Origin of the sequence: Thioclava sp. F1Mire-8 (assembly GCF_002213165.1) — a bacterium.
GTDB classification, from domain to species: domain Bacteria; phylum Pseudomonadota; class Alphaproteobacteria; order Rhodobacterales; family Rhodobacteraceae; genus Thioclava; species Thioclava nitratireducens.
On the sequence record NZ_NBNY01000001.1, the window covers coordinates 452,423 to 472,113 of the forward strand.

The window sequence follows — 19,691 nt, forward strand, 5'->3', positions numbered from 1 at the left end:
TAGTGGTCAAAGCGGCAAAAGGGAAGGCCGATCCGCGGAGGGAAAACGCGAAACGGCCCGGAGCATCCCCGGGCCGTTTCTTGCGATCAGAAATCGTCGAGCTTGGGTCTCTTGCCGATCGAGACATGGTCGATGTCTTCAAGCGCAAATCCCTTGATGATCGAAGGGATCATCATCGACACCAGTATGAAGATCGGCAGGCCCACGACGGTGATCACCTGTTGCAGCGCGGTCAACCCGGCATCGCCTGCGAGTATGATCAGCATCGCCGCGACCAGACCTTCGGCCGCGCCCCAGAAAACGCGCTGATGGACGGGGCCGGGCGTTGGCGTGCCGGTGCAGAGCATGTCGACCACCAGCGAGGCCGAGTCCGACGACGTCGCGAAGAAGATCGCCACCACGACGACGGCGATGCCCTGAACGATATGGACGAAGGGGAAATGCTCGAAGAAGGCGAACATCGCGAGCGGAACGCTATCGGAGACCGCTTTCGACAATTGCCCCGCCTGATCGCCCATCGCGGCGCGCGCCGCCTGTCCGATGCCGTCGAACTCCATCGCCTGCCAGCCGAAGATCGCGAACCAGATCAGGGTGAAGAGCGAGGGCGCCAGCAGCACGCCGAAAACGAATTCGCGCACCGTGCGACCGCGCGAGATGCGCGCGACGAACAGCCCGATGAAGGGGGACCACGTCACCGTCCAGGCCCAGTAAAACACCGTCCACGAGCCCTGCCAGCCCCAGCCGGGCGTGTCGGGGTTCTCGTTGGCCAGCATGTCGTTCCAGAAGGCCAGATGCGGCAGGTTGGAGAAATAGAGCCCGAAGGTCTGGACGATCCCGCGCAGCAGGAACAGGGTCGAGCCGAAGATGAGCACGAAGACCATCAGACCGACCGCCATGCCGATATTGATATTCGACAGCAGCTTCACGCCCTTGTCGAGCCCAGCGACGATGGAAGTGATCGCAACGGCGGTCAGCGCGGTGAGGATCGCGATCTTGACGAAGGTGCCGTCGCCCGTACCGAGAAGCGCATCGAGGCCGGCGGCGATCTGGCTGGAGCCGAGGCCGAGCGAGACGGCGACGCCAAACAGCGTGCCGAGGATCGAAGCGATGTCGATCGCCTTTCCGATCGGCCCGTTGATGCCCTCTTTCAGGAGCGGGTAGAACACCGAAGAGACCCGCACCGGCAGGTCGTAGCGGTTGATGAAATAGGCAAACCCCAGCCCCGGCAGCGTGAAGATCGTCCAGGTGTGCAGGCCGAGGTGATAGATCGCGATTGAGATCGCGTCTTTCGCGGCCTCGTCGGAAAAAGGCTCGACGCCCGGCAGCGGCGGTTCGGAGAAATGGCTGATCGGTTCGGCCACGCCCCAGAACATCAGCACCGTGCCGATACCGCCCGCGAACAGCATCGTGAACCATGACAGATTGCCATATTCCGGGCGGCTGTCCTTCGGCCCGAGCCGGATATGGCCATGGCGCGACAGCGCGGCCCAGATCAGGAAGCCCAGCCAGATATTGACGCCGAGAATGAAGAACCAGCCGAGATTGGCGACGATCCAGGAACGGCCCGCGGCGAACGCGTCGCCAATCGGGCCGGGAAAGATCACAAGGGCGAGCACGAAGACGATCGTGAAGCCTGCCGATACGAAGAAAATCGTCGGGTCGGTTCTTAGGCGGAGCCTATCTGCCAAGGCTTTCATGAAACTCTCCCTTTTTTGAATAGTGCAACCGCAACGGGTGGCTTCAGGGGTGGTTCCGGGCAAATGGCGAATTGAGAGCAACAAAGAGTCGAAACGGTGCGGCACGTGGCTGAGCCGCAACATCGAAACTCCGTGCGATCAGATGACGAGGTTGTGGCGGAAGAGGTTCGTGGTCGAACCTTTTCCAGGGGTGACGCGGAGGCCGACGTTCCAGAGATCGAACTCGCCATCACGACTATTCTTCAAACGTGGAAGCCATAATGGGAAAGCCCCCGGTCCTTGCGGAACGGGGGCTTGATCTCATTGCTTTTTGCGAAGCCGTTGCGAATTGCGAGCAACCTGCGCGGGATCAGCTTTCGCTATCCTCCGCACCGCCGTTCCCGGAGGCGTCCGGCGCGGAAGGTGCTTCGGGTGCATCGGTCGACCCATCGGAATCCGGATCCAGATCGTCGTCGTCGCCCTGATCGGCGATCCGTGCAACCGAGACCACGACTTCGCCCTTGGCGGTGTTGAACACACGCACGCCACCGGCAGAGCGCGAGCGGAAGGAGATGTCTTCCACCGGGCAGCGGATCGACTGACCCGTCGAGGTGGCGAGCATGATCTGATCGCTCATCTCGACCGGGAAGGAGGCCACCAGCGGGCCGCCCCGCATCGCCTTGTCGATCGCCGTCACGCCCTGACCGCCGCGACCGCGGGTCGGGTAGTCATGGCTCGACGAGATCTTGCCCGACCCCTTCGAGGTGATCGTCAGGATCAGGTCCTCGGCGGCGGACATCTCGGCATAACGTTCCATCGAGAGCGGCCCCTCGGCCACGGTTTCCTCGTCCTCGTCGGGCTCGACCTCGTCCTCGGTCACGCCCGCCATCAGGCGACGCTGCTTGAGATAGGCCGCGCGCTCTTCCGAGCTGGCTTCGAAGTGGCGGATCACCGACATCGAGACGACCTCGTCATCGCCCTTCAGCTTGATGCCGCGAACGCCGACCGAGTTGCGCGAGTTGAACACGCGCACTTCCGGCACCGGGAAGCGGATCGCGCGACCGCTGGCGGTGACCAGCATCACGTCGTCGTCCTCGGAACAGATGCGCGCATTGATCAGGCGCATTCCGGCGTTCTCGTCCTCGAACTTCATCGCGATCTTGCCGTTTCGCATGACGTTGGTGAAATCCGACAGGCGGTTGCGGCGCACGGTGCCCTTGGAGGTCGCGAAGACCATCTGCAGGTCGTCCCATTCCGCCTCGTCGCGATCGACCGGGGTGATCGCGGCGATCGACACGCCTGTGGGGATCGGCAGGATGTTGACGATCGCCTTGCCCTTCGACTGGCGAGAGCCGAGCGGCAGCTGCCAGCACTTCATCTTGTAGACCATGCCTTCGGTCGTGAAGAACAGAAGCTGCGTGTGGGTGTTGGCGACGAACAGCGTGGTGACCGTGTCGTCATCCTTCAGCGCGCCACCCGACAGCCCCTTGCCGCCGCGCTTCTGCGAGCGGAAATCGGCCAGAGGCGTGCGCTTGATGTAGCCGCCCTGAGTGACGGTCACGACCATGTCTTCGCGCTCGATCAGGTCTTCGTCGGCCATGTCGCCGGCCCAGTCGATGATCTCGGTGCGGCGCGGCACGGCAAACAGCTCGCGCACTTCGCGCAGCTCGTCGGCGATGATGCCCATGATCCGCTCGCGCGAGGCGAGGATGGCGAGGTATTCGCGGATCTTCTCGGCCAGCTGGGCGAGCTCGTCCGTGACTTCCTTCACCCCGATCTGGGTCAGACGCTGAAGGCGCAGATCGAGGATCGCGCGGGCCTGCGTTTCCGACAGGTTATAGGTGCCGTCATCGTTGACCGGATGCAGCGGATCGTCGATCAGCTTGAGATATTCGACGATGTCATGCGCGGGCCAGCGCCGCTCCATCAGGCGGGTGCGGGCCTCTGCCGCGTCGGCCGAGGAGCGGATGGTCGCCACGACCTCGTCCACGTTCGACACCGCCACGGCCAGACCGCAGAGGATGTGGCTGCGCTCGCGCGCCTTGCGCAGTTCGAACGCGGTGCGGCGTGCGACGACTTCCTCGCGGAAGCTGATGAAATAGGTGAGGAACTGGCGCAGCGTCAGTTGCTCGGGGCGGCCGCCGTTCAGCGCCAGCATGTTGCAGCCGAAGGAGGTCTGCATTTGCGTGAAGCGGAAAAGCTGGTTCAGCACCACATCGGGGGTCGCGTCGCGCTTCAGCTCGATCACGACACGCACGCCAACGCGGTCGGATTCGTCGGCGATGTTCGAGATTCCTTCGAGTTTCTTCTCGCGCACGAGATCGGCGATCTTCTCGATCATCGCCGCCTTGTTCACTTGATAGGGAATCTCGTCGAGGATGATCGCGAAGCGGTCCTTGCGGATCTCTTCCACGCGGGTCTTCGCCCGGATGATGACCGAGCCACGGCCCTCGAGGTAAGCCTTGCGCGCACCGCCGCGCCCCATGATCTGGCCGCCGGTCGGAAAGTCGGGGGCGGGGACGATCTCCATGATCGCCTCGTCCGACATGTCGGGGTTCTCGATCAACGCCAGCGTCGCGTCGCAGACCTCTCCGAGGTTGTGCGGCGGAATGTTGGTCGCCATGCCGACGGCGATACCGCCCGCGCCGTTGACCAGCATGTTCGGGAAGCGTGCGGGCAGAACCGTCGGCTCTTCCTGCTTGCCGTCGTAGTTGTCCTGGAAATCGACCGTGTCTTTCTCGATATCGGCGAGAATGTAATTGGCCGGTTTCGCCATGCGCACTTCGGTGTAGCGCATCGCCGCCGCGTTGTCGCCGTCCATCGAGCCGAAGTTGCCCTGACCGTCGAGCAGAGGCAGCGACATCGAGAAGGGCTGCGCCATCCGCACCAACGCGTCGTAGATCGCGGCGTCGCCATGCGGGTGATACTGACCCATGACGTCGCCGACCGGACGCGCCGACTTGCGATAGGGCTTGTCGAAAGTGTTCCCGGTCTCGTGCATCGCATAGAGGATGCGCCGGTGAACGGGCTTCAGACCGTCGCGCAGATCGGGGATCGCGCGGCTCACGATCACGCTCATCGCGTAATCGAGATAGGCGGTTTTCATCTCGTCCGCGATGGAAACGGTGGGGCCGAGATAAGCGGGCCGCCCGGGGCCTTCTTCTTCGGTTTCCGGCGGTTCAGGAGTGTCGGTCACGCGCGCCTCGATATTCTAGATATTGTTGTGGAACCTTATAAAGGCCGCAAGCGGCGGGTGCAATCATGGAGAAGGCCCCGGCGGGTGCGCGGGGCCTTCTTCGTGACGTCAGGTTTGGGCGATCGGGGCGCGGCCCGTGCCGCAGCCGATCAGCCTTCGCGGGCTGCGCGCTTCCGCTCGTGCGGATCGAGGTGCAGTTTGCGCAGGCGGATCGCCTTGGGCGTGACTTCGACCAGTTCGTCGTCGTTGATATAGGCGATGGCCTCCTCGAGCGACAGACGCACCGGCGGGGTCAGGCGGACCGCTTCATCCGTGCCCGAGGCGCGGACGTTGGTCAGCTTCTTGCCCTTGAGCGGGTTCACTTCGAGATCATTGTCGCGCGAATGCTCGCCGATGATCATCCCGGTATAGACCTGCTCCTGCGAGCCGATGAACAGCTTGCCGCGCTCCTCGAGGTTCCACAGCGCGTAGGCGACAGAGACGCCATTCTCCATCGAGATCAGCACGCCCTGACGACGCCCGTCGATCTGGCCCTTGTAGGGTGCCCAGCTATGGAACAGGCGGTTCAGCACGCCCGAGCCGCGCGTGTCGGTCAGGAACTCGCCCTGATAGCCGATCATGCCGCGCGAGGGGACATGGGCCACGATGCGGGTCTTGCCACCCTCGGCCGGGCGCATCTCGGCCAGTTCGCCCTTGCGGTAGCCGGTCAGCTTCTCGATCACGACGCCGGAATACTCGTCGTCCACGTCGACGATGACTTCCTCGATCGGCTCCATGCGCTGGCCGTCTTCCTCGCGGAAGATCACCTTCGGGCGCGAGATCGACAGTTCGAACCCTTCGCGGCGCATATTCTCGATCAGCACGCCCATCTGGAGTTCGCCACGGCCCGAGACCACGAAAGCCTCGCCGCCGGGGGTGTCCTCGACGCGGATCGCGACGTTGGTTTCGGCCTCTTTCATCAGGCGGTCGCGAATGACGCGCGACTGCACCTTCGAGCCGTCCTTGCCGGCGAGCGGCGAGTCGTTGATGCCGAAGGTCACGGAGATCGTCGGCGGGTCGATCGGCTGGGCGTCGATCGGGGTATCGACTTCCGGCGCGCAGAGCGTGTCGGCGACGGTGGCCTTGGTCATGCCTGCGACAGTGACGATGTCGCCAGCGACGGCTTCGTCGATCGGCTGCTGCGACAGGCCACGGAAGGCGAGGATCTTGGTGCAGCGGAAGGCTTCGATGCGCTCGCCCTTGCGCGAGAGCGCCTTGAGCTGATCGCCGACCTTGAGCGTGCCCGCCTCGATACGGCCGGTCAGGATGCGCCCGATGAACGGGTCGGCCGAGAGCGTGGTGGCCAGCATCTGGAACGGCTCGTCGGCGCGGAATTCCTGCTTCGGCGGCTCGACATGCTTCAGGATCAGCTCGAACAGCGCATCGAGGTTCTCGCGCGGGCCGTCCAGCTCGGTATCCGCCCAGCCACCGATGCCCGAGGCATAGAGATGCGGGAAGTCGAGCTGCTCGTCATCGGCGCCGAGATTCGCGAAGAGGTCGAACACCTCGTCCAGCGCGCGGTCGGGCTCGGCCGCGGGCTTGTCGACCTTGTTGAGCACGACGATCGGCTTCAGGCCAAGTGCAAGCGCCTTCGAGGTCACGAACTTGGTCTGCGGCATCGGGCCTTCGGCTGCGTCCACCAGCAGCACGACACCGTCCACCATCGAGAGGATACGCTCGACCTCGCCGCCGAAATCGGCGTGGCCGGGGGTGTCGACGATGTTGATGCGGGTGCCGCCCCATTCCACCGAGGTGGCCTTGGCGAGAATGGTGATGCCGCGCTCGCGCTCGATGTCGTTGCTGTCCATCGCGCGTTCCGCGACGGCCTGGTTTTCACGGAAAGCGCCCGATTGGCGCAGAAGCTGGTCCACGAGCGTCGTCTTGCCGTGGTCCACGTGAGCGATGATCGCAATGTTGCGAAGGTCCATGGGAGGTCGTCCTGTTCTTGAGTTGCCCCGCCCATAAAGGAAAGATCGCCTCTCGGCTAGCCCCCAGCATGGCGATCTCGCCGCGATGCGGCATCGTGTCAGTGGAAATGCGATTTCGAGAACAGGTTGATCACGAGGATGCCTGTCAGAATCAGCGCGATCCCGATCAGGGCGGGCAAATCCAGCCGCTGATTGAACATCAGCCAGCCCACGCCCGCGATCAGGACCATGCCGATCCCGGACCACAGCGCATAGGTGATCCCGAGCGGCAGCACCTTCAGCACCAGCGTGAAGAAATAGAGCCCGCCGATGAAGCCCACCGCCACGCCCACCGTCGGCCAGAGCCGCGTGAATTGCTGGCTGGCCTGCAGGCAGGCCGAGCCGAAGGTCTCGAAAGCGACCGCGATGAGCAGGATGACATAGGTCTTGAGCATGGCCGGCACTCTGCCGGATCACTCGGCGATATACCAGTCCCGGCGGTGGTTCATCGCGATGACGAAATTCAGCACGATTGCACCCAGAAGCGAGTAGAGCACCAAAGGCGGTGCGAGGATGAAGCTCGCGATGACGAAGAGGCACAGGTCGTGGATCAGCTGCGTCCAGCCGGCGCGAAAGCCGAACTTGTCCTGCAAGATCACGGCGACGATGGAGACGCCACCGAGCGAGCCTTTGTGACGGAAGAGGCCGAGAAGGCCGACGCCTGCGGAGATCCCGAACAGCACGGCGGCCACGGCAGGGTGGATATCCGCGACATGCAGAACGGGTTTGAGCGCCTCGGCCATCAGCGACACGAGCGTCACGGTCACGAGGCTTTTCAGCGCAAAGCCTGCGCCGCGCGCGTAATAGGCGAAGGCGTAGAAGGGGATGTTGATCACGAAGAACACGACCCCGAAGCTGACCCCCGTGATATAGGACAGGATCAGCGCGGCGCCTGCGGTGCCCCCGGTCACGAGGCCCGCGGCGCGCAGCAGGTGGATTCCCAGCGCGGCTTGAGCGGCGGCCACGACAAGGCCCTGCAGATCCTCGAGCTTCGAGTAATGCGGACGGGTCGCGTCTTTGGCGGCGATCTGGTCGGCGGTGATATGTGCGTCAGTGGTCATGACCTAATAATAGGGCATAATCGCTGACCTACCAACTCGCTGGGCGCAGGTCCGCCTTGCAGTACTCGAAAGGGTCGGGCAGGGCGCGCGGGCCCTTGGCCGGCCGATCGCGTCCGGATCAGGTAGCGATATAGCGGTCGCGGCGGTGGTTGATCAGGATGATCACGTTCAGAACCATCGCGCCCAGAAGCGACCACAGCACCTTGTCGAGCGGCAGCACGAACAGCGCGAAGAGGAACACGCCGCAATCGAACAGGATCTGCGTGCGGCCCGCTTTGAACCCGGTCTTGTCCTGCAGATAAAGCGCCACGATCCCCACGCCGCCAAGGCTCGCGCCGTGGCGAAACAGCGCCAGAAGCCCTGCGCCCGAGACGACCCCCGCCAAGACAGCCGCCGCACCGGGGTGAAGGGTGGCGAAGCTGAGAAGATGCGGCAAGATCTCGGTAAAGACAGACAGGATAGCCACTGCGATCACCGTCTTCACCGTGAATCGCTTCCCCATCCGGCGCAAGGCAAGCCAATAGAAGGGCAGGTTGAGCGTGAAGAAGATCGCACCGAAGCTCCATCCGGTGACGTAGGAGAGCACCAGCGACAGCCCCGCGATCTGCCCGGTAAACAAGCCCGCGCCGTGCAGCAGCGCTACGGCGAGCGCCATCATCAGCGTGCCGGAGAGAAGCCCTTGGGTGTCCTCGGGCAGGGTATGGCGATGCGGGTCTTGGATGCGGGTCTGGCTCATGGCGCTCAGATGCCATGAGGCAACGCCAAGCGCAAGAACTGAGGCGCATCGGCAACAGAGGTGCCTCAATACCTCCCAAACACCGTCGCGTGAGTTGCCGTGCTGTCGGAGATCGGGCCAAGTGGCGCCATTCGCAACGCCCAAGTCAAGAGGGAGGGCCGCCATGATGTCATATCACCAAGCCCTCGCAGCGTATTGCGAAACCCGTATCGGTTTTTCGGTCACCGCCCGCGTCGCACGACGCCTCGCCTGACCGTCCCGATCCGACCCGGGGCCTAGGCCCCACTCCCGCAAACTGACCCGATTTCCGCGTCCCGATCCTGTCGCGACGCATCCTGGCCGCGCTCTCGCGGTTCCCGTCGGGTCTTCTTTCACATCAATCGAAGAAAGGCCGGATGCGGGATTGGACCCGCGCCGGGACATCACATGATCCAGACTCTCAAGCGTCCGAACGACGCCTTCACCATTGAAGCCACGATCGCCAAGTTCGGCGCAGGTAAAGTGCTGCGCGCGGCGCTGCTCGCGCTTATTTCCCGCGGAAACAAGCCGCGTCCGGTCGATGCCGGGCAGCTGAGCGACCACTTGCGCAGAGATATCGGGCTCGGGCCCGCTGAGCCTCCGCCAGAGCCGTGGAGCTTGATGCGGTAAACGAAAGGGTCGGGCGTGTGATGCGCCCGGCCCATGCAAGGACATGAGGGGCGCGCCCGACCTGGGGTGGGCGCTTTGATCCGCCTGCGTGTGGGTGTTTTTCTCGCAAGCCCGAATGACTGCGTGCTTGCGGAGACACCGCCGATGCGCCCTCCCGGGGGGAATGAGGAGGGACCGTCGCGCCTGTGGCGCGGCGTAAGCCTGACGAATGGGCGCGGCCCGGGGCTGGTCGCCCCGTGCCAGTCGGGCGTCGCTCGCCAAACGAAAAAGGCGGGGAGAACCCCGCCTTCCTCAACCCGTTTCGCGCGCTTTAGAGCGACAGCGACTTGTTCAGGTATTCGTCGATCTTCTCGAGGAAGCCCATCGTGGTCAGCCATTTCTGGTCCGGACCGACAAGCAGCGCGAGGTCCTTGGTCATGTGACCATCCTCGACCGCCTGCACGCAGACCTTCTCGAGCGTTTCCGCGAAGGTCTGAAGCTGCGCGTTGCCGTCCAGCTTGGCACGGTGCTTCAGGCCACCGGTCCAGGCGAAGATCGAGGCGATGGAATTCGTCGAGGTCTCCTTGCCCTGCTGGTGCTGGCGGTAGTGCCGTGTGACCGTACCGTGGGCGGCCTCGGCTTCGACCGTCTTGCCATCGGGCGTCATCAGGATCGAGGTCATCAGACCCAGCGAACCGAAGCCCTGCGCGACCGTATCCGACTGCACGTCGCCGTCGTAGTTCTTGCAGGCCCAGACATAGCCGCCCGACCATTTCAGCGAGCTCGCCACCATGTCGTCGATCAGGCGATGCTCGTACCAGATGCCGGCTTCCTTGAACTTCTCGGCGAATTCTTCCTCGAAGACCTGCTGGAACAGATCCTTGAAGCGGCCGTCATAGGCTTTGAGGATCGTGTTCTTGGTCGACAGATAAACCGGCCAGCCCTTCATCAAGCCGTAGTTCAGCGAGGCCCGCGCGAAGTCGATGATCGACTTGTCGAGGTTGTACATGCCCATCACGACGCCTGCGTCAGGCGCCTGGAACACTTCCTTCTCGATCACTTCACCATCGTCGCCCACGAATTTCAGCGTGATCGTGCCCTTGCCGGGGAAGCGGAAATCGGTGGCCTTGTACTGGTCGCCATAGGCGTGACGGCCCACGACGATCGGCTTGGTCCAGCCGGGCACGAGGCGCGGGACGTTCTTGCAGATGATCGGCTCGCGGAAGATGACGCCGCCGAGGATGTTTCGGATCGTGCCGTTGGGCGAGCGATACATGCGCTTGAGGTTGAATTCCTCCATGCGCGCCTCGTCGGGGGTGATCGTCGCACATTTGACGCCGACGCCGTATTGCTTGATCGCCTCGGCCGCATCGACGGTGATCTGGTCGTCGGTCGCGTCGCGGCTCTCGATGCCGAGGTCGTAATATTTCAGGTCGATATCGAGATAGGGCAGGATCAGTTTCTGCTTGATGAAGTCCCAGATGATGCGGGTCATCTCGTCGCCGTCGAGTTCGACGACGGGGTTCTCTACCTTGATCTTGGTCATGCGCGTTCCTTTTCAGATCGGGCTTAATTCACGGGTTCGTGTGCCGGGGAGGCCGGGAATTGAAAGGGGCGGCCCGCGCCGCCCCCTGGTCTCAGTGCTCTCAGCCGATGATGGCGTTGAGCGTCTCGCTCGGGCGCATCACCGCGGCGAGCTTTTTCGGATCGGCGTGGTAGTAGCCGCCGATATCGGCGGGCTTGCCCTGAACCTCTGCCAGTTCGGCCACGATCTTCGCTTCGCCTTCGGCCAGCGCCTTGGCGATCGGGGCGAATTCGGCGGCCAGTTCGGCATCGTCGCCTTGCGCGGCGAGAGCCTCGGCCCAGTAGCGGGCGAACCAGTAGTGGCTGGCGCGGTTGTCGGGCTCGCCGACCTTGCGCGAGGGCGACCGGTCGTTGTCGAGAATGCCCTGCGTCGCGGTCTCGACCGTCTCGCCCAGCACGCGCGCTTTCGCGTTGTCGGTCTGGTCCGCGAAGAACTTGAAGCTCTCGCCGAGGGCGCAGAATTCGCCGAGGCTGTCCCAACGCAGGTGATTTTCCTCAACCAGCTGCTGAACGTGCTTGGGGGCCGAGCCGCCAGCGCCGGTCTCGAACAGACCGCCGCCCTGCATCAGCTTCACGATCGAGAGCATCTTGGCCGAGGTGGCCAGCTCCAGGATCGGGAACAGGTCCGTCAGGTAGTCGCGCAGCACGTTGCCGGTGATCGCGATAGTGTTCTCGCCCTTGGTGATGGTCTCGAGCGAGGCGATGGTCGCCTCACGCGGGGCCATGATCTCGAACTTGTCGGCCACGCCCTTGGCTTCCAGGATCGGCTTCACGTAGGAGATTAGCTCCGCATCGTGGGCGCGGGTCTCGTCGAGCCAGAAGATCGCGCGGTAGCCGGTCGCCTTCTGACGGTCGATGGCGAGGTTCACCCAGTCTTCGATCGGCGCCTTGCGGGCCGAGGCCGAACGCCAGATGTCGCCCTTCTTCACGTCATGCGAATGCAGGACCGTGCCGTCGTCCAGAACCATCTTCACGGTGCCGTCGTTCGGAATCTCGAAGGTGGTCGGGTGCGAGCCGTATTCCTCGGCTTTCTGCGCCATCAGGCCGATGTTCTGAACGGTGCCTGCGGTGGCGGGGTTCAGTTTGCCGTTGGCTTTGAAATACTCGATCGTCGCGTCATAGACCGGCGCGTAGGAGCTGTCCGGGATCACGCAGACGCAGTCGTGTTCCTTGTTGTCCGGGCCCCAGCCCTTGCCGCCGGCGCGGATCAGAGCGGGCATCGAGGCGTCGATGATGACATCGGAGGGCACGTGCAGGTTGGTGATGCCCTTGTCCGAGTTCACCATATACATCGGCGGACGCTGGTCGCGGACTTCCTCGATCGCAGCCAGGATTTCCGGCTCGCCCTTCACGCGCTCCAGCAGGTCGCCCATGCCCGAGGCCGGATCGACGCCGAGCGACTTCATCTTGTCACCGTATTTCTCGAAGACCGGCTTGAGCCATTCCTTCACCGCATGACCGAAGATGATCGGGTCGGAGACCTTCATCATCGTCGCCTTCATGTGCAGCGAGAACAGGACGCCTTCGTCCTTGGTCTTCTTGATTTCCTCGGCAAGGAAGGCGTCGAGCTTGTCAGCCGACATGTAGGTCGCGTCGACCACGGTGCCTTCGGGATAGCTCACGCCGTCCTTGAGAACGGTCTCGCCATCGGCGCCTTCCAGCACGATTTTCGCGGTGGCCGCCTTCGGCAGGGTGGCCGAGACTTCGTTCGAGAAGAAATCGCCTTCTGACATCGAGGCGACGCGGGTCTTGCTGTCGGCGGTCCACTCGCCCATGCGGTGCGGGTTGTTCTGCGCGAATTTCTTCACGGCAGCGGCGGCGCGACGATCCGAGTTGCCCTCGCGCAGCACCGGGTTCACGGCCGAGCCCTTGATCGAGTCGTATTTCGCGCGGACGGCTTTTTCCTCATCGGTCTTCGGCTCTTCCGGGTAATCGGGCAGGGCGTAGCCTTGGCCTTGCAATTCACGGACGGCAGCGACCAGCTGCGGCACCGAGGCCGAGATGTTCGGCAGCTTGATGACGTTGGCCTGCGGCGTTTTCACGTAATCGCCGAGCCAGGCCAGATCGTCCGACTGGCGTTGCTCTTCGGTAAGCGCTTCGGGGAAGGTGGCGAGGATGCGGCCCGCGAGCGAGATATCCTTGGTGCCCACCGAAATCCCGGCCGCTTGCGCGAATTTGCGCACGATCGGCAGCAGCGATGCGCTTGCCAGTTCCGGGGCCTCGTCGACCTTGGTGTAAATGATGTCAGGAGTGTTCTTGTCGCTCATGGCACAGCCCTCTTCGGTTGAAGCCTCGGTTTGCTGCCTCTTACCCGATTCAGATGCGCTTGGCTAGACGGTATGCGATTGTATACGGAGGTTGCCCGAAATCCCCATGCAACGGGCGCTGAGGGGCTGCACGCATCAGCTGCGCGCCGCGAACCAGCCTTCTACCCGATCGCGCACCCAGTCCCACACCGCGGGCGCGCCACGGGCGATCTTGGTGCCGATGCGCTCTTCGAGTTGGGTGAAGCTGACATCGTAATCGATCCACGATCCGCCGCCTGACTGGTGGTTCAGCAGGACCGGTTGCACCCGGTCGAGCGATTTCGCGAAGATCGCGTCGGGGGTCTCGTTGGCCTCGAATTCCTGCCACAGCGCCAGCATCGCTGCCCCCTGGTCCTCAGGCAGCAGTCCGAAGATGCGCTCGGCGGCGGCGGCTTCGGCCTTCTGGATGTCTTCCGCGCCATGCGCCGTGCCGCCTTGGCTGTGGATCGGCACGTCGCCCACGTCGATCTCGACCAGATCGTGCAGCAGGAGCATGCGGATCACCCGGTCGATCGAAACACCTTCGGGCGCCTGCTCGGCCAGTGTCAGCGCATAAAGCGCGAGCGACCAGCTATGCTCGCCGGAATTCTCAGGGCGCGATGCGTCGTGGATCGGCGTCGCGCGGGTCACCGATTTAAGTTTCTCGGCTTCGGCGAGGAAGGTGAATTGCTGATCGAGCCGGGTCATGAACGTCTCCAGAGCCGGGGCAGAAGCAGAAGAAGCGCCACGAAGGCGAACAGACCGCCCACGCGCCAGCTCATCGCGCGATCGGTATAGGCAGCACAGTCGAGGTTCGGCGCCGCGAAAGCGTAGAACAGAACCGTGCCGAAGATCGAGAAAACGACGATTCCCATGCCCAGAACCGGCGGTATCGCGCGGTTCGCGGCGGCGAGCAGGAGCCCGGTCCAGCCAAGCCAGAGCGGTACCGCCACGACGATCAGGTGCAGCGGCCGCGCAAGCAGGTCTGCAAGCCCGAGGCGCAACGCTTCGCCACGCGAATGCGATCCGGCCCAGTCGCCGTCGCAGAGCATCTGGCCTGCATGAAAGGCCGTCGCGATGATCAGCGACAAGGCGAGGGAGAGGGCTGCCGCGAAGAGGACGCGCGCGGCCCCCGGGCTCATGCCCCGGTCCCGGAATCCGGTGTTTTCGCCGCCGCCTGTGCGCGTTTTTCCAACTCCACCAGCTTGCGCTCGAAGAATTCGCGGCCGCGTTGCTCGGCCATGTGCAGGCGACAGGCGGTCATGTAGGCCTCCTGCAGGGAGGGCGACGACGTGCCGATATAGTTGCTCACCTCCATGAAGAGGCGATCGTCGTCGTATTTGCGCATCGCCTCCATCGTGTCGGTGGCGAGCTTTTCGGCCAGTTCGTCGATCAGCGCCATCAGCGCGTGCCCTCCGTCAGCCGGCGGCGCACATAGGTCTGAACGGTCTCGATCATCGGCTGCATATGGGCTTCTTCGTTCTTGAAGAAGTGGTCCGCGCCCTCGATGACCTCATGGGTGATCGTGATGCCCTTCTGCTCCTGCAGCTTGGAGACCAGCTGCTCGGTCTCTTTCGGCTGCGCGATCCGGTCGTTCGTGCCGTTGATGATCAGACCCGAGGACGGGCAGGGCGCAAGGAAGGAATAATCGTAATTGCCGGGGCCGGGCGAAGACGGGCCAGGCGGGGCAACGGAGATGAAGCCGGTAATCTCGGGGCGGCGCATCAGCAGCTGCATGCCGATCCACGCGCCGAAGGAATGGCCCGCGACCCAGCAATGCTTCGAGTTCGGGTTCATCGCCTGCAGGTAGTCCAGCGCCGAGGCGGCATCGGACAATTCGCCCACGCCTTGATCGTATTCGCCTTGGCTGCGGCCCACGCCCCGGAAGTTGAAGCGCAGAACCGTGAAGCCCATTTTGAAAAAGGCGTAGTGCAGGTTGTAGACGACGCGGTTGTTCATCGTGCCGCCGAACTGCGGATCGGGATGCAGGATGATCGCGATCGGCGCGTCGGGTGCGGGCTGCGGGTGGTAGCGCCCCTCGAGGCGACCTTCGGGACCGGGAAAAATGACTTCGGGCATCGTCTCTCGTTTTTATTGCGCCAGCTCTGGGTTCCGGGGCCGCCAGCGCATCCGCCTTTCTTGACGGGTCGGCGCGGCTGGCCTAGGAGAAAGCCACCCCCGGCGCCATGCCGGGAGATCGGGCATTGGTGGAGGTAATCGGCCCTCGCGCTTGCGTCAATGCTTTAGCAATGATTCACTCCTGCGCGGGCAGAGTTTTCGGGCCGATTTGCGGTCAAATACGGGTTCGGATGGGTCTCGGACCGGGGAGGGTGCATGAAACTGTCGACGAAAGGCCGTTACGCGATGGTCGCGCTGGTCGATCTGGCGCTGGCGGGCGAAGGCAGCCGGACCTCGCTGGCGGCGCTGTCCGAGCGTCAGGATATCTCGCTGCCTTATCTGGAGCAGCTCTTCGTGCGGCTGCGCCGGGCGGGGCTGGTGAATTCGGTCCGCGGCCCCGGCGGGGGCTACCGTCTTGCGCGCACGCCCGCGGAAATCCGCATCTCGGAGATCTTCGAGGCCGTGGACGAGACCGTCTCGGCGATGCATGTCGGCGCCGGCGCCTCGGGCGCGATTTCGGGCTCGCGGGCGCAGTCGATGGCGAACCGGCTGTGGGAGAGCCTCTCGGCGCAGGTCTTCGTCTTCCTGCATCAGACGACGCTCGAAGACGTGGTGAAGAACCAGCTCAAACCCTGTCCGGCGGTGCCGAGCCTGTTTTCGGTCGTCGACGAGTGATCCCGTCCGCCCGGGCATGATGGTCGCTCGCGGGCGCTCCGCGGGGGATATTTTCGCCGAGGCGAAGGCACGCCCTTTCTTCTTCGGCTTGGGTCAAATATCCCCGCCGGAGGCATCCGACATTTCATTCACGCGGAGCGTATCATGGCGCGCAGCTATCTCGACTGGAACGCGACAACGCCGCTGAGGCCCGAGGCCCGTGCGGCGATGATCGAGGCGATGGACGTGGTCGGCAACCCATCCTCCGTGCATTCCGAGGGGCGTGCCGCGAAGGCACTGATGGAGCGGGCGCGCAATCAGGTGGCGGCCGCCTTGGGCGCAGAGGGACAGGACGTGATCTTCACCTCCGGCGCCACGGAAGCCGCCGCCTTGGCGCTGGCCGGGCGCGAAGTCCATTGTGCGGGCGTCGAGCATGACGCGGTGCGCAGCTGGTGCGTGGAGGACCTGCCTGTGGACCGGGCAGGGCGGATCACCGTCACCGATCCCGCAAATTCGGCGCTGCAGCTGGCCAATTCCGAGACCGGCGTGGTGCAGGAGTTGCCCGAAGGCCTGTATCTGAGCGATCTCACCCAAGGGTTTGGCAAGATCCCGTTTGCGTTCAACTGGCTCGGCACCACCTGCGGCATCGTTTCGGCGCATAAGCTGGGCGGGCCGAAAGGCGTCGGCGCGCTGATCGTGAAGCGCGGCACGGATATCGCGGCGCAACTCAAGGGCGGCGGTCAGGAGATGGGGCGCCGCGCCGGCACCGAGAACCTGATCGGTATCGCGGGCTTCGGTGCGGCAGCCGAGGCCGCCTCGCGTGATCTTGAGGGCGGAATCTGGCGCGAGATCGAAAAACTTAGAAACATTCTAGAAAACGCCATTGCGGATCGGGCAAGCGAGACTATTTTTGTCGGGAATGAATCGCGCAGGCTTCCGAACACGTCCTGCTTCATCACGCCCGGCTGGAAGGGCGAGACGCAGGTGATGCAAATGGACCTGGGCGGGTTCGCGGTCTCCGCAGGCTCCGCGTGTTCGAGCGGAAAGGTCAAAAGCTCCGCCGCGCTGGTCGCGATGGGCTTTTCGGAAACCGAGGCGGGATCGGCATTGCGGGTCTCGCTGGGGCCGCAGAGCCGCGAAGAAGATGTCATGCGTTTCGCCGAACACTGGCTGAAATGCGAAGCGAAACACCGCGCACGGCGCGGGTAAGAGATGGGAGAGCCGGATATGGCGGGCGTTGATCAGGTGGAAGTACGTGAAGGCGTCGATCGCGAGACGGTCGAGACCGTCCAGAATATGGGCACCTACAAATACGGCTGGAACACCGATATCGAGATGGAATACGCGCCGAAAGGCGTGAACACGGATATCGTCCGCCTGATCTCGGACAAGAACAAAGAGCCCGAGTGGATGACCGAATGGCGTCTGCAGGCTTTCTCGCGCTGGGAAGATATGCCCAAGCCGAACTGGGCGCTGCTGAAGGTTCCGGAAATCGACTTCCAGGACCAGTACTACTACGCGCGCCCGAAAAGCATGGTCGAGAAGCCCAAGTCGCTCGACGAGGTCGACCCCAAGCTGCTCGCGACCTATGAAAAGCTCGGCATTCCGCTGAAGGAACAGATGATCCTCGCGGGCGTCGAAGGGGCGGAGGACATCAACCTCGAAGATCGCCAGATCGCGGTCGATGCGGTGTTCGACAGCGTCTCCGTAGGCACGACCTTCAAGGACAAGCTGGCCGAAGCGGGCGTGATCTTCTGCTCGATCTCGGAAGCGATCCAGGAACACCCGGAGCTGGTGAAGAAATATCTCGGCTCTGTCGTGCCGCAGGGTGACAACTTCTACGCAGCGCTGAACTCCGCCGTGTTCTCGGACGGCTCCTTCGTCTACGTGCCGCCGGGCGTGCGCTGCCCGATGGAACTGTCGACCTATTTCCGCATCAACGCGGAGAATACCGGGCAGTTCGAGCGCACCCTGATCATCGCAGACAAGGGCTCCTACGTGTCCTATCTCGAAGGCTGCACCGCGCCCAAGCGCGACACCGCGCAGCTGCACGCGGCCGTGGTCGAGATCATCGTCGAGGAAGACGCCGAGGTGAAATATTCCACGGTGCAGAACTGGTTCCCGGGCGATGAAGACGGCAAGGGCGGCATCTACAACTTCGTCACCAAGCGCGCCGATTGCCGCGGCGACCGCGCCAAGGTGATGTGGACGCAGGTCGAGACCGGCTCCGCGATCACATGGAAATACCCGTCCTGCATTCTGCGCGGCAACGAAAGCCAGGGCGAGTTCTACTCTATCGCCATCGCGAATAACTGGCAGCAGGCCGATACCGGCACCAAGATGATCCATCTCGGCAAGGACACCCGCTCGCGGATCGTGTCCAAGGGGATCTCGGCCGGTCAGGCGCAGAACACCTATCGCGGTCTCGTCTCGATGCACCCGAAAGCGACCGACTCGCGCAACTATACGCAATGTGACTCGTTGCTGATCGGCGACAAATGCGGCGCGCACACGGTTCCCTATATCGAGGTGAAGAACAACTCGAGCCGGGTCGAGCACGAGGCCACCACCTCGAAGGTCGATGATGACCAGCTGTTCTATTGCCGCGCCCGCGGGATGGACGAGGAAGAGGCCGTGGCGCTCGTCGTCAACGGGTTCTGCCGCGAAGTCCTTCAGGCGCTGCCGATGGAATTCGCGATGGAAGCTCAAAGCCTTGTGGCGATCTCGCTGGAGGGGAGCGTCGGGTGATCTTCAGGCGCGCAAATATCGAAATTGCCGAGGATCTGCCCCATTTCGGGCATAATCCTTATGCATGTCTTAACCTGTCCAAATGGATAGGTGAGGACCATGACGATATCGAGCGCCAGCTTCAACGATCGCCTCGCGCGGATCGAGAAAACGCGGAAATCGGCGAAGGGCCGGATTCAGCTGCATATCGGCGATCAGGAAGCCTGGGTGACCAACGATTCCGCGATGCTGCGTCGGGTCATCGCCAAGCCGCGTCACTCGCGGCTGGCCGTGTTCAAGGTCCTGCCCGCGCTGATGGTCGGCGCGATCGGGATGATGATCGTGACGGCGCTCAAGATGCGCTTTCTGACGCCGGAACTCGCCGAGAAGGTCGGCTCCAACCCGGATCTGGTCCTCGTGGTCGCGGCAGTGCTGACGGCCTTCGGGCTGGGCATGGTGCTGCGGCTCGCCTCGGTGAAACTGATGGCGGTGCAGCTGCTGGGCGTCGCGCTGGCCTTCGTGGGGCTGCACAATATCGCGTTCTGGGAACCGGATATGGCGGCGCTCGCCTTCACGCCCGACTGGGTGGAGCAGCAGACCGCGCAATTCGAGCCGCGCACACTGCGCTACGCCGAGACAACCATCCGCTTCTGACCCCATGCGCGCCCGCCGCGGCCCGTAAGGGTCGCCAAGGGGGAGAGCGCGCATGATCGTCACCACCACACCCACCATCGAGGGTCGCCCGATCGCGACCTATCATGGCATCGTCGTGGGCGAGGCCATCATGGGCGCCAATGTCGTCCGCGATATCTTCGCGCAGGTCACCGACATCATCGGTGGCCGCTCCGGCGCTTACGAATCCAAATTGCAAGACGCGCGCGCCACGGCGCTCGGCGAGCTTGAAGACCGCGCCCGCGAGCTGGGCGCGAATGCCGTTGTCGGCGTCGATCTCGACTACGAGGTCGTCGGCCAATCCATGCTAATGGTGTCGGCCTCCGGCACCGCTGTAACCGTATCCTGA

Annotated in this window: 18 protein-coding genes; 6 read left to right on the forward strand and 12 right to left on the reverse strand. The window is 63.6% G+C overall.

Annotated elements, in window-relative coordinates; translation table 11 throughout:
- Nucleotides 1–86 precede the first annotated feature (86 nt).
- The 6 genes from B6V75_RS02145 to B6V75_RS02170 all read right to left on the reverse strand — a co-directional run bounded on the left by B6V75_RS02145 (nt 87) and on the right by B6V75_RS02170 (nt 8,675).
- Complete coding sequence (locus B6V75_RS02145) at nt 87–1,697, reverse strand: BCCT family transporter (protein WP_088718576.1); 1,611 nt, start codon at nt 1,695–1,697, stop codon at nt 87–89.
- 349 nt (nt 1,698–2,046) lie between these two features.
- Nucleotides 2,047–4,872 (reverse strand): DNA gyrase subunit A, encoded by a 2,826-nt coding sequence (gene gyrA / locus B6V75_RS02150; RefSeq protein ID WP_088718577.1) that lies wholly within the window; start codon nt 4,870–4,872, stop codon nt 2,047–2,049.
- Between the two features lie 149 nt (nt 4,873–5,021).
- On the reverse strand, nt 5,022–6,839 hold the full coding sequence (typA, locus tag B6V75_RS02155; protein WP_075774865.1) for a translational GTPase TypA: 1,818 nt from the start codon (nt 6,837–6,839) through the stop codon (nt 5,022–5,024).
- 98 nt (nt 6,840–6,937) lie between these two features.
- Nucleotides 6,938–7,273, reverse strand: a complete 336-nt coding sequence (locus B6V75_RS02160; protein WP_075774864.1) for an SMR family transporter — start codon at nt 7,271–7,273, stop codon at nt 6,938–6,940.
- 18 nt (nt 7,274–7,291) lie between these two features.
- Nucleotides 7,292–7,939 carry a YitT family protein gene (locus tag B6V75_RS02165; RefSeq protein ID WP_077701228.1) on the reverse strand — a complete coding sequence of 216 codons (648 nt, stop codon included), beginning with the start codon at nt 7,937–7,939 and terminating at the stop codon, nt 7,292–7,294.
- Between the two features lie 118 nt (nt 7,940–8,057).
- Entirely contained in the window at nt 8,058–8,675 is a 618-nt protein-coding gene (locus B6V75_RS02170; protein WP_088718578.1) for a YitT family protein, read from the reverse strand.
- A gap of 426 nt (nt 8,676–9,101) precedes the next feature.
- On the opposite strand from B6V75_RS02170, the gene B6V75_RS02175 reads away from it, so the two are divergent.
- On the forward strand, nt 9,102–9,323 hold the full coding sequence (locus tag B6V75_RS02175; protein WP_088718579.1) for a hypothetical protein: 222 nt from the start codon (nt 9,102–9,104) through the stop codon (nt 9,321–9,323).
- A 310-nt stretch (nt 9,324–9,633) separates the two neighbouring features.
- On the opposite strand, the gene B6V75_RS02180 is transcribed toward B6V75_RS02175, so the two are convergent.
- The 6 genes from B6V75_RS02180 to B6V75_RS02205 form a co-directional block, all read right to left on the reverse strand.
- Nucleotides 9,634–10,848 (reverse strand): NADP-dependent isocitrate dehydrogenase, encoded by a 1,215-nt coding sequence (locus tag B6V75_RS02180; RefSeq protein ID WP_075774861.1) that lies wholly within the window; start codon nt 10,846–10,848, stop codon nt 9,634–9,636.
- 100 nt (nt 10,849–10,948) lie between these two features.
- Nucleotides 10,949–13,153, reverse strand: a complete 2,205-nt coding sequence (locus B6V75_RS02185; RefSeq protein ID WP_088718580.1) for an NADP-dependent isocitrate dehydrogenase — start codon at nt 13,151–13,153, stop codon at nt 10,949–10,951.
- Nucleotides 13,154–13,288: 135 nt separating this feature from the next.
- A complete protein-coding gene (locus B6V75_RS02190; RefSeq protein ID WP_075774859.1) occupies nt 13,289–13,879 on the reverse strand; it encodes an HD domain-containing protein in 591 nt (196 codons plus the stop codon).
- Nucleotides 13,876–14,313, reverse strand: coding sequence for a hypothetical protein (locus tag B6V75_RS02195; protein WP_088718581.1), 438 nt, complete (start codon nt 14,311–14,313; stop codon nt 13,876–13,878). Before B6V75_RS02195 ends, B6V75_RS02190 begins: the two co-directional genes overlap by 4 nt.
- On the reverse strand, nt 14,310–14,573 hold the full coding sequence (locus B6V75_RS02200; protein ID WP_075774857.1) for a hypothetical protein: 264 nt from the start codon (nt 14,571–14,573) through the stop codon (nt 14,310–14,312). The genes B6V75_RS02195 and B6V75_RS02200 overlap by 4 nt, the downstream gene beginning before the upstream one ends.
- Nucleotides 14,573–15,250 carry an alpha/beta hydrolase gene (locus B6V75_RS02205; RefSeq protein WP_075774856.1) on the reverse strand — a complete coding sequence of 226 codons (678 nt, stop codon included), beginning with the start codon at nt 15,248–15,250 and terminating at the stop codon, nt 14,573–14,575. Before B6V75_RS02205 ends, B6V75_RS02200 begins: the two co-directional genes overlap by 1 nt.
- Before the next feature lie 255 nt (nt 15,251–15,505).
- Between B6V75_RS02205 and B6V75_RS02210 the strand changes: the two genes are divergently transcribed.
- From B6V75_RS02210 to B6V75_RS02230, 5 genes are all read left to right on the forward strand, one after another.
- Nucleotides 15,506–15,964 (forward strand): Rrf2 family transcriptional regulator, encoded by a 459-nt coding sequence (locus B6V75_RS02210; protein ID WP_075774855.1) that lies wholly within the window; start codon nt 15,506–15,508, stop codon nt 15,962–15,964.
- Nucleotides 15,965–16,108: 144 nt separating this feature from the next.
- Complete coding sequence (locus B6V75_RS02215; protein ID WP_088718582.1) at nt 16,109–17,152, forward strand: cysteine desulfurase family protein; 1,044 nt, start codon at nt 16,109–16,111, stop codon at nt 17,150–17,152.
- Nucleotides 17,153–17,170: 18 nt separating this feature from the next.
- Nucleotides 17,171–18,691, forward strand: coding sequence for a Fe-S cluster assembly protein SufB (sufB, locus tag B6V75_RS02220; protein WP_075774853.1), 1,521 nt, complete (start codon nt 17,171–17,173; stop codon nt 18,689–18,691).
- A 99-nt stretch (nt 18,692–18,790) separates the two neighbouring features.
- On the forward strand, nt 18,791–19,324 hold the full coding sequence (locus B6V75_RS02225; protein ID WP_075774852.1) for a hypothetical protein: 534 nt from the start codon (nt 18,791–18,793) through the stop codon (nt 19,322–19,324).
- A gap of 52 nt (nt 19,325–19,376) precedes the next feature.
- A complete protein-coding gene (locus B6V75_RS02230; RefSeq protein ID WP_075774851.1) occupies nt 19,377–19,691 on the forward strand; it encodes a heavy metal-binding domain-containing protein in 315 nt (104 codons plus the stop codon).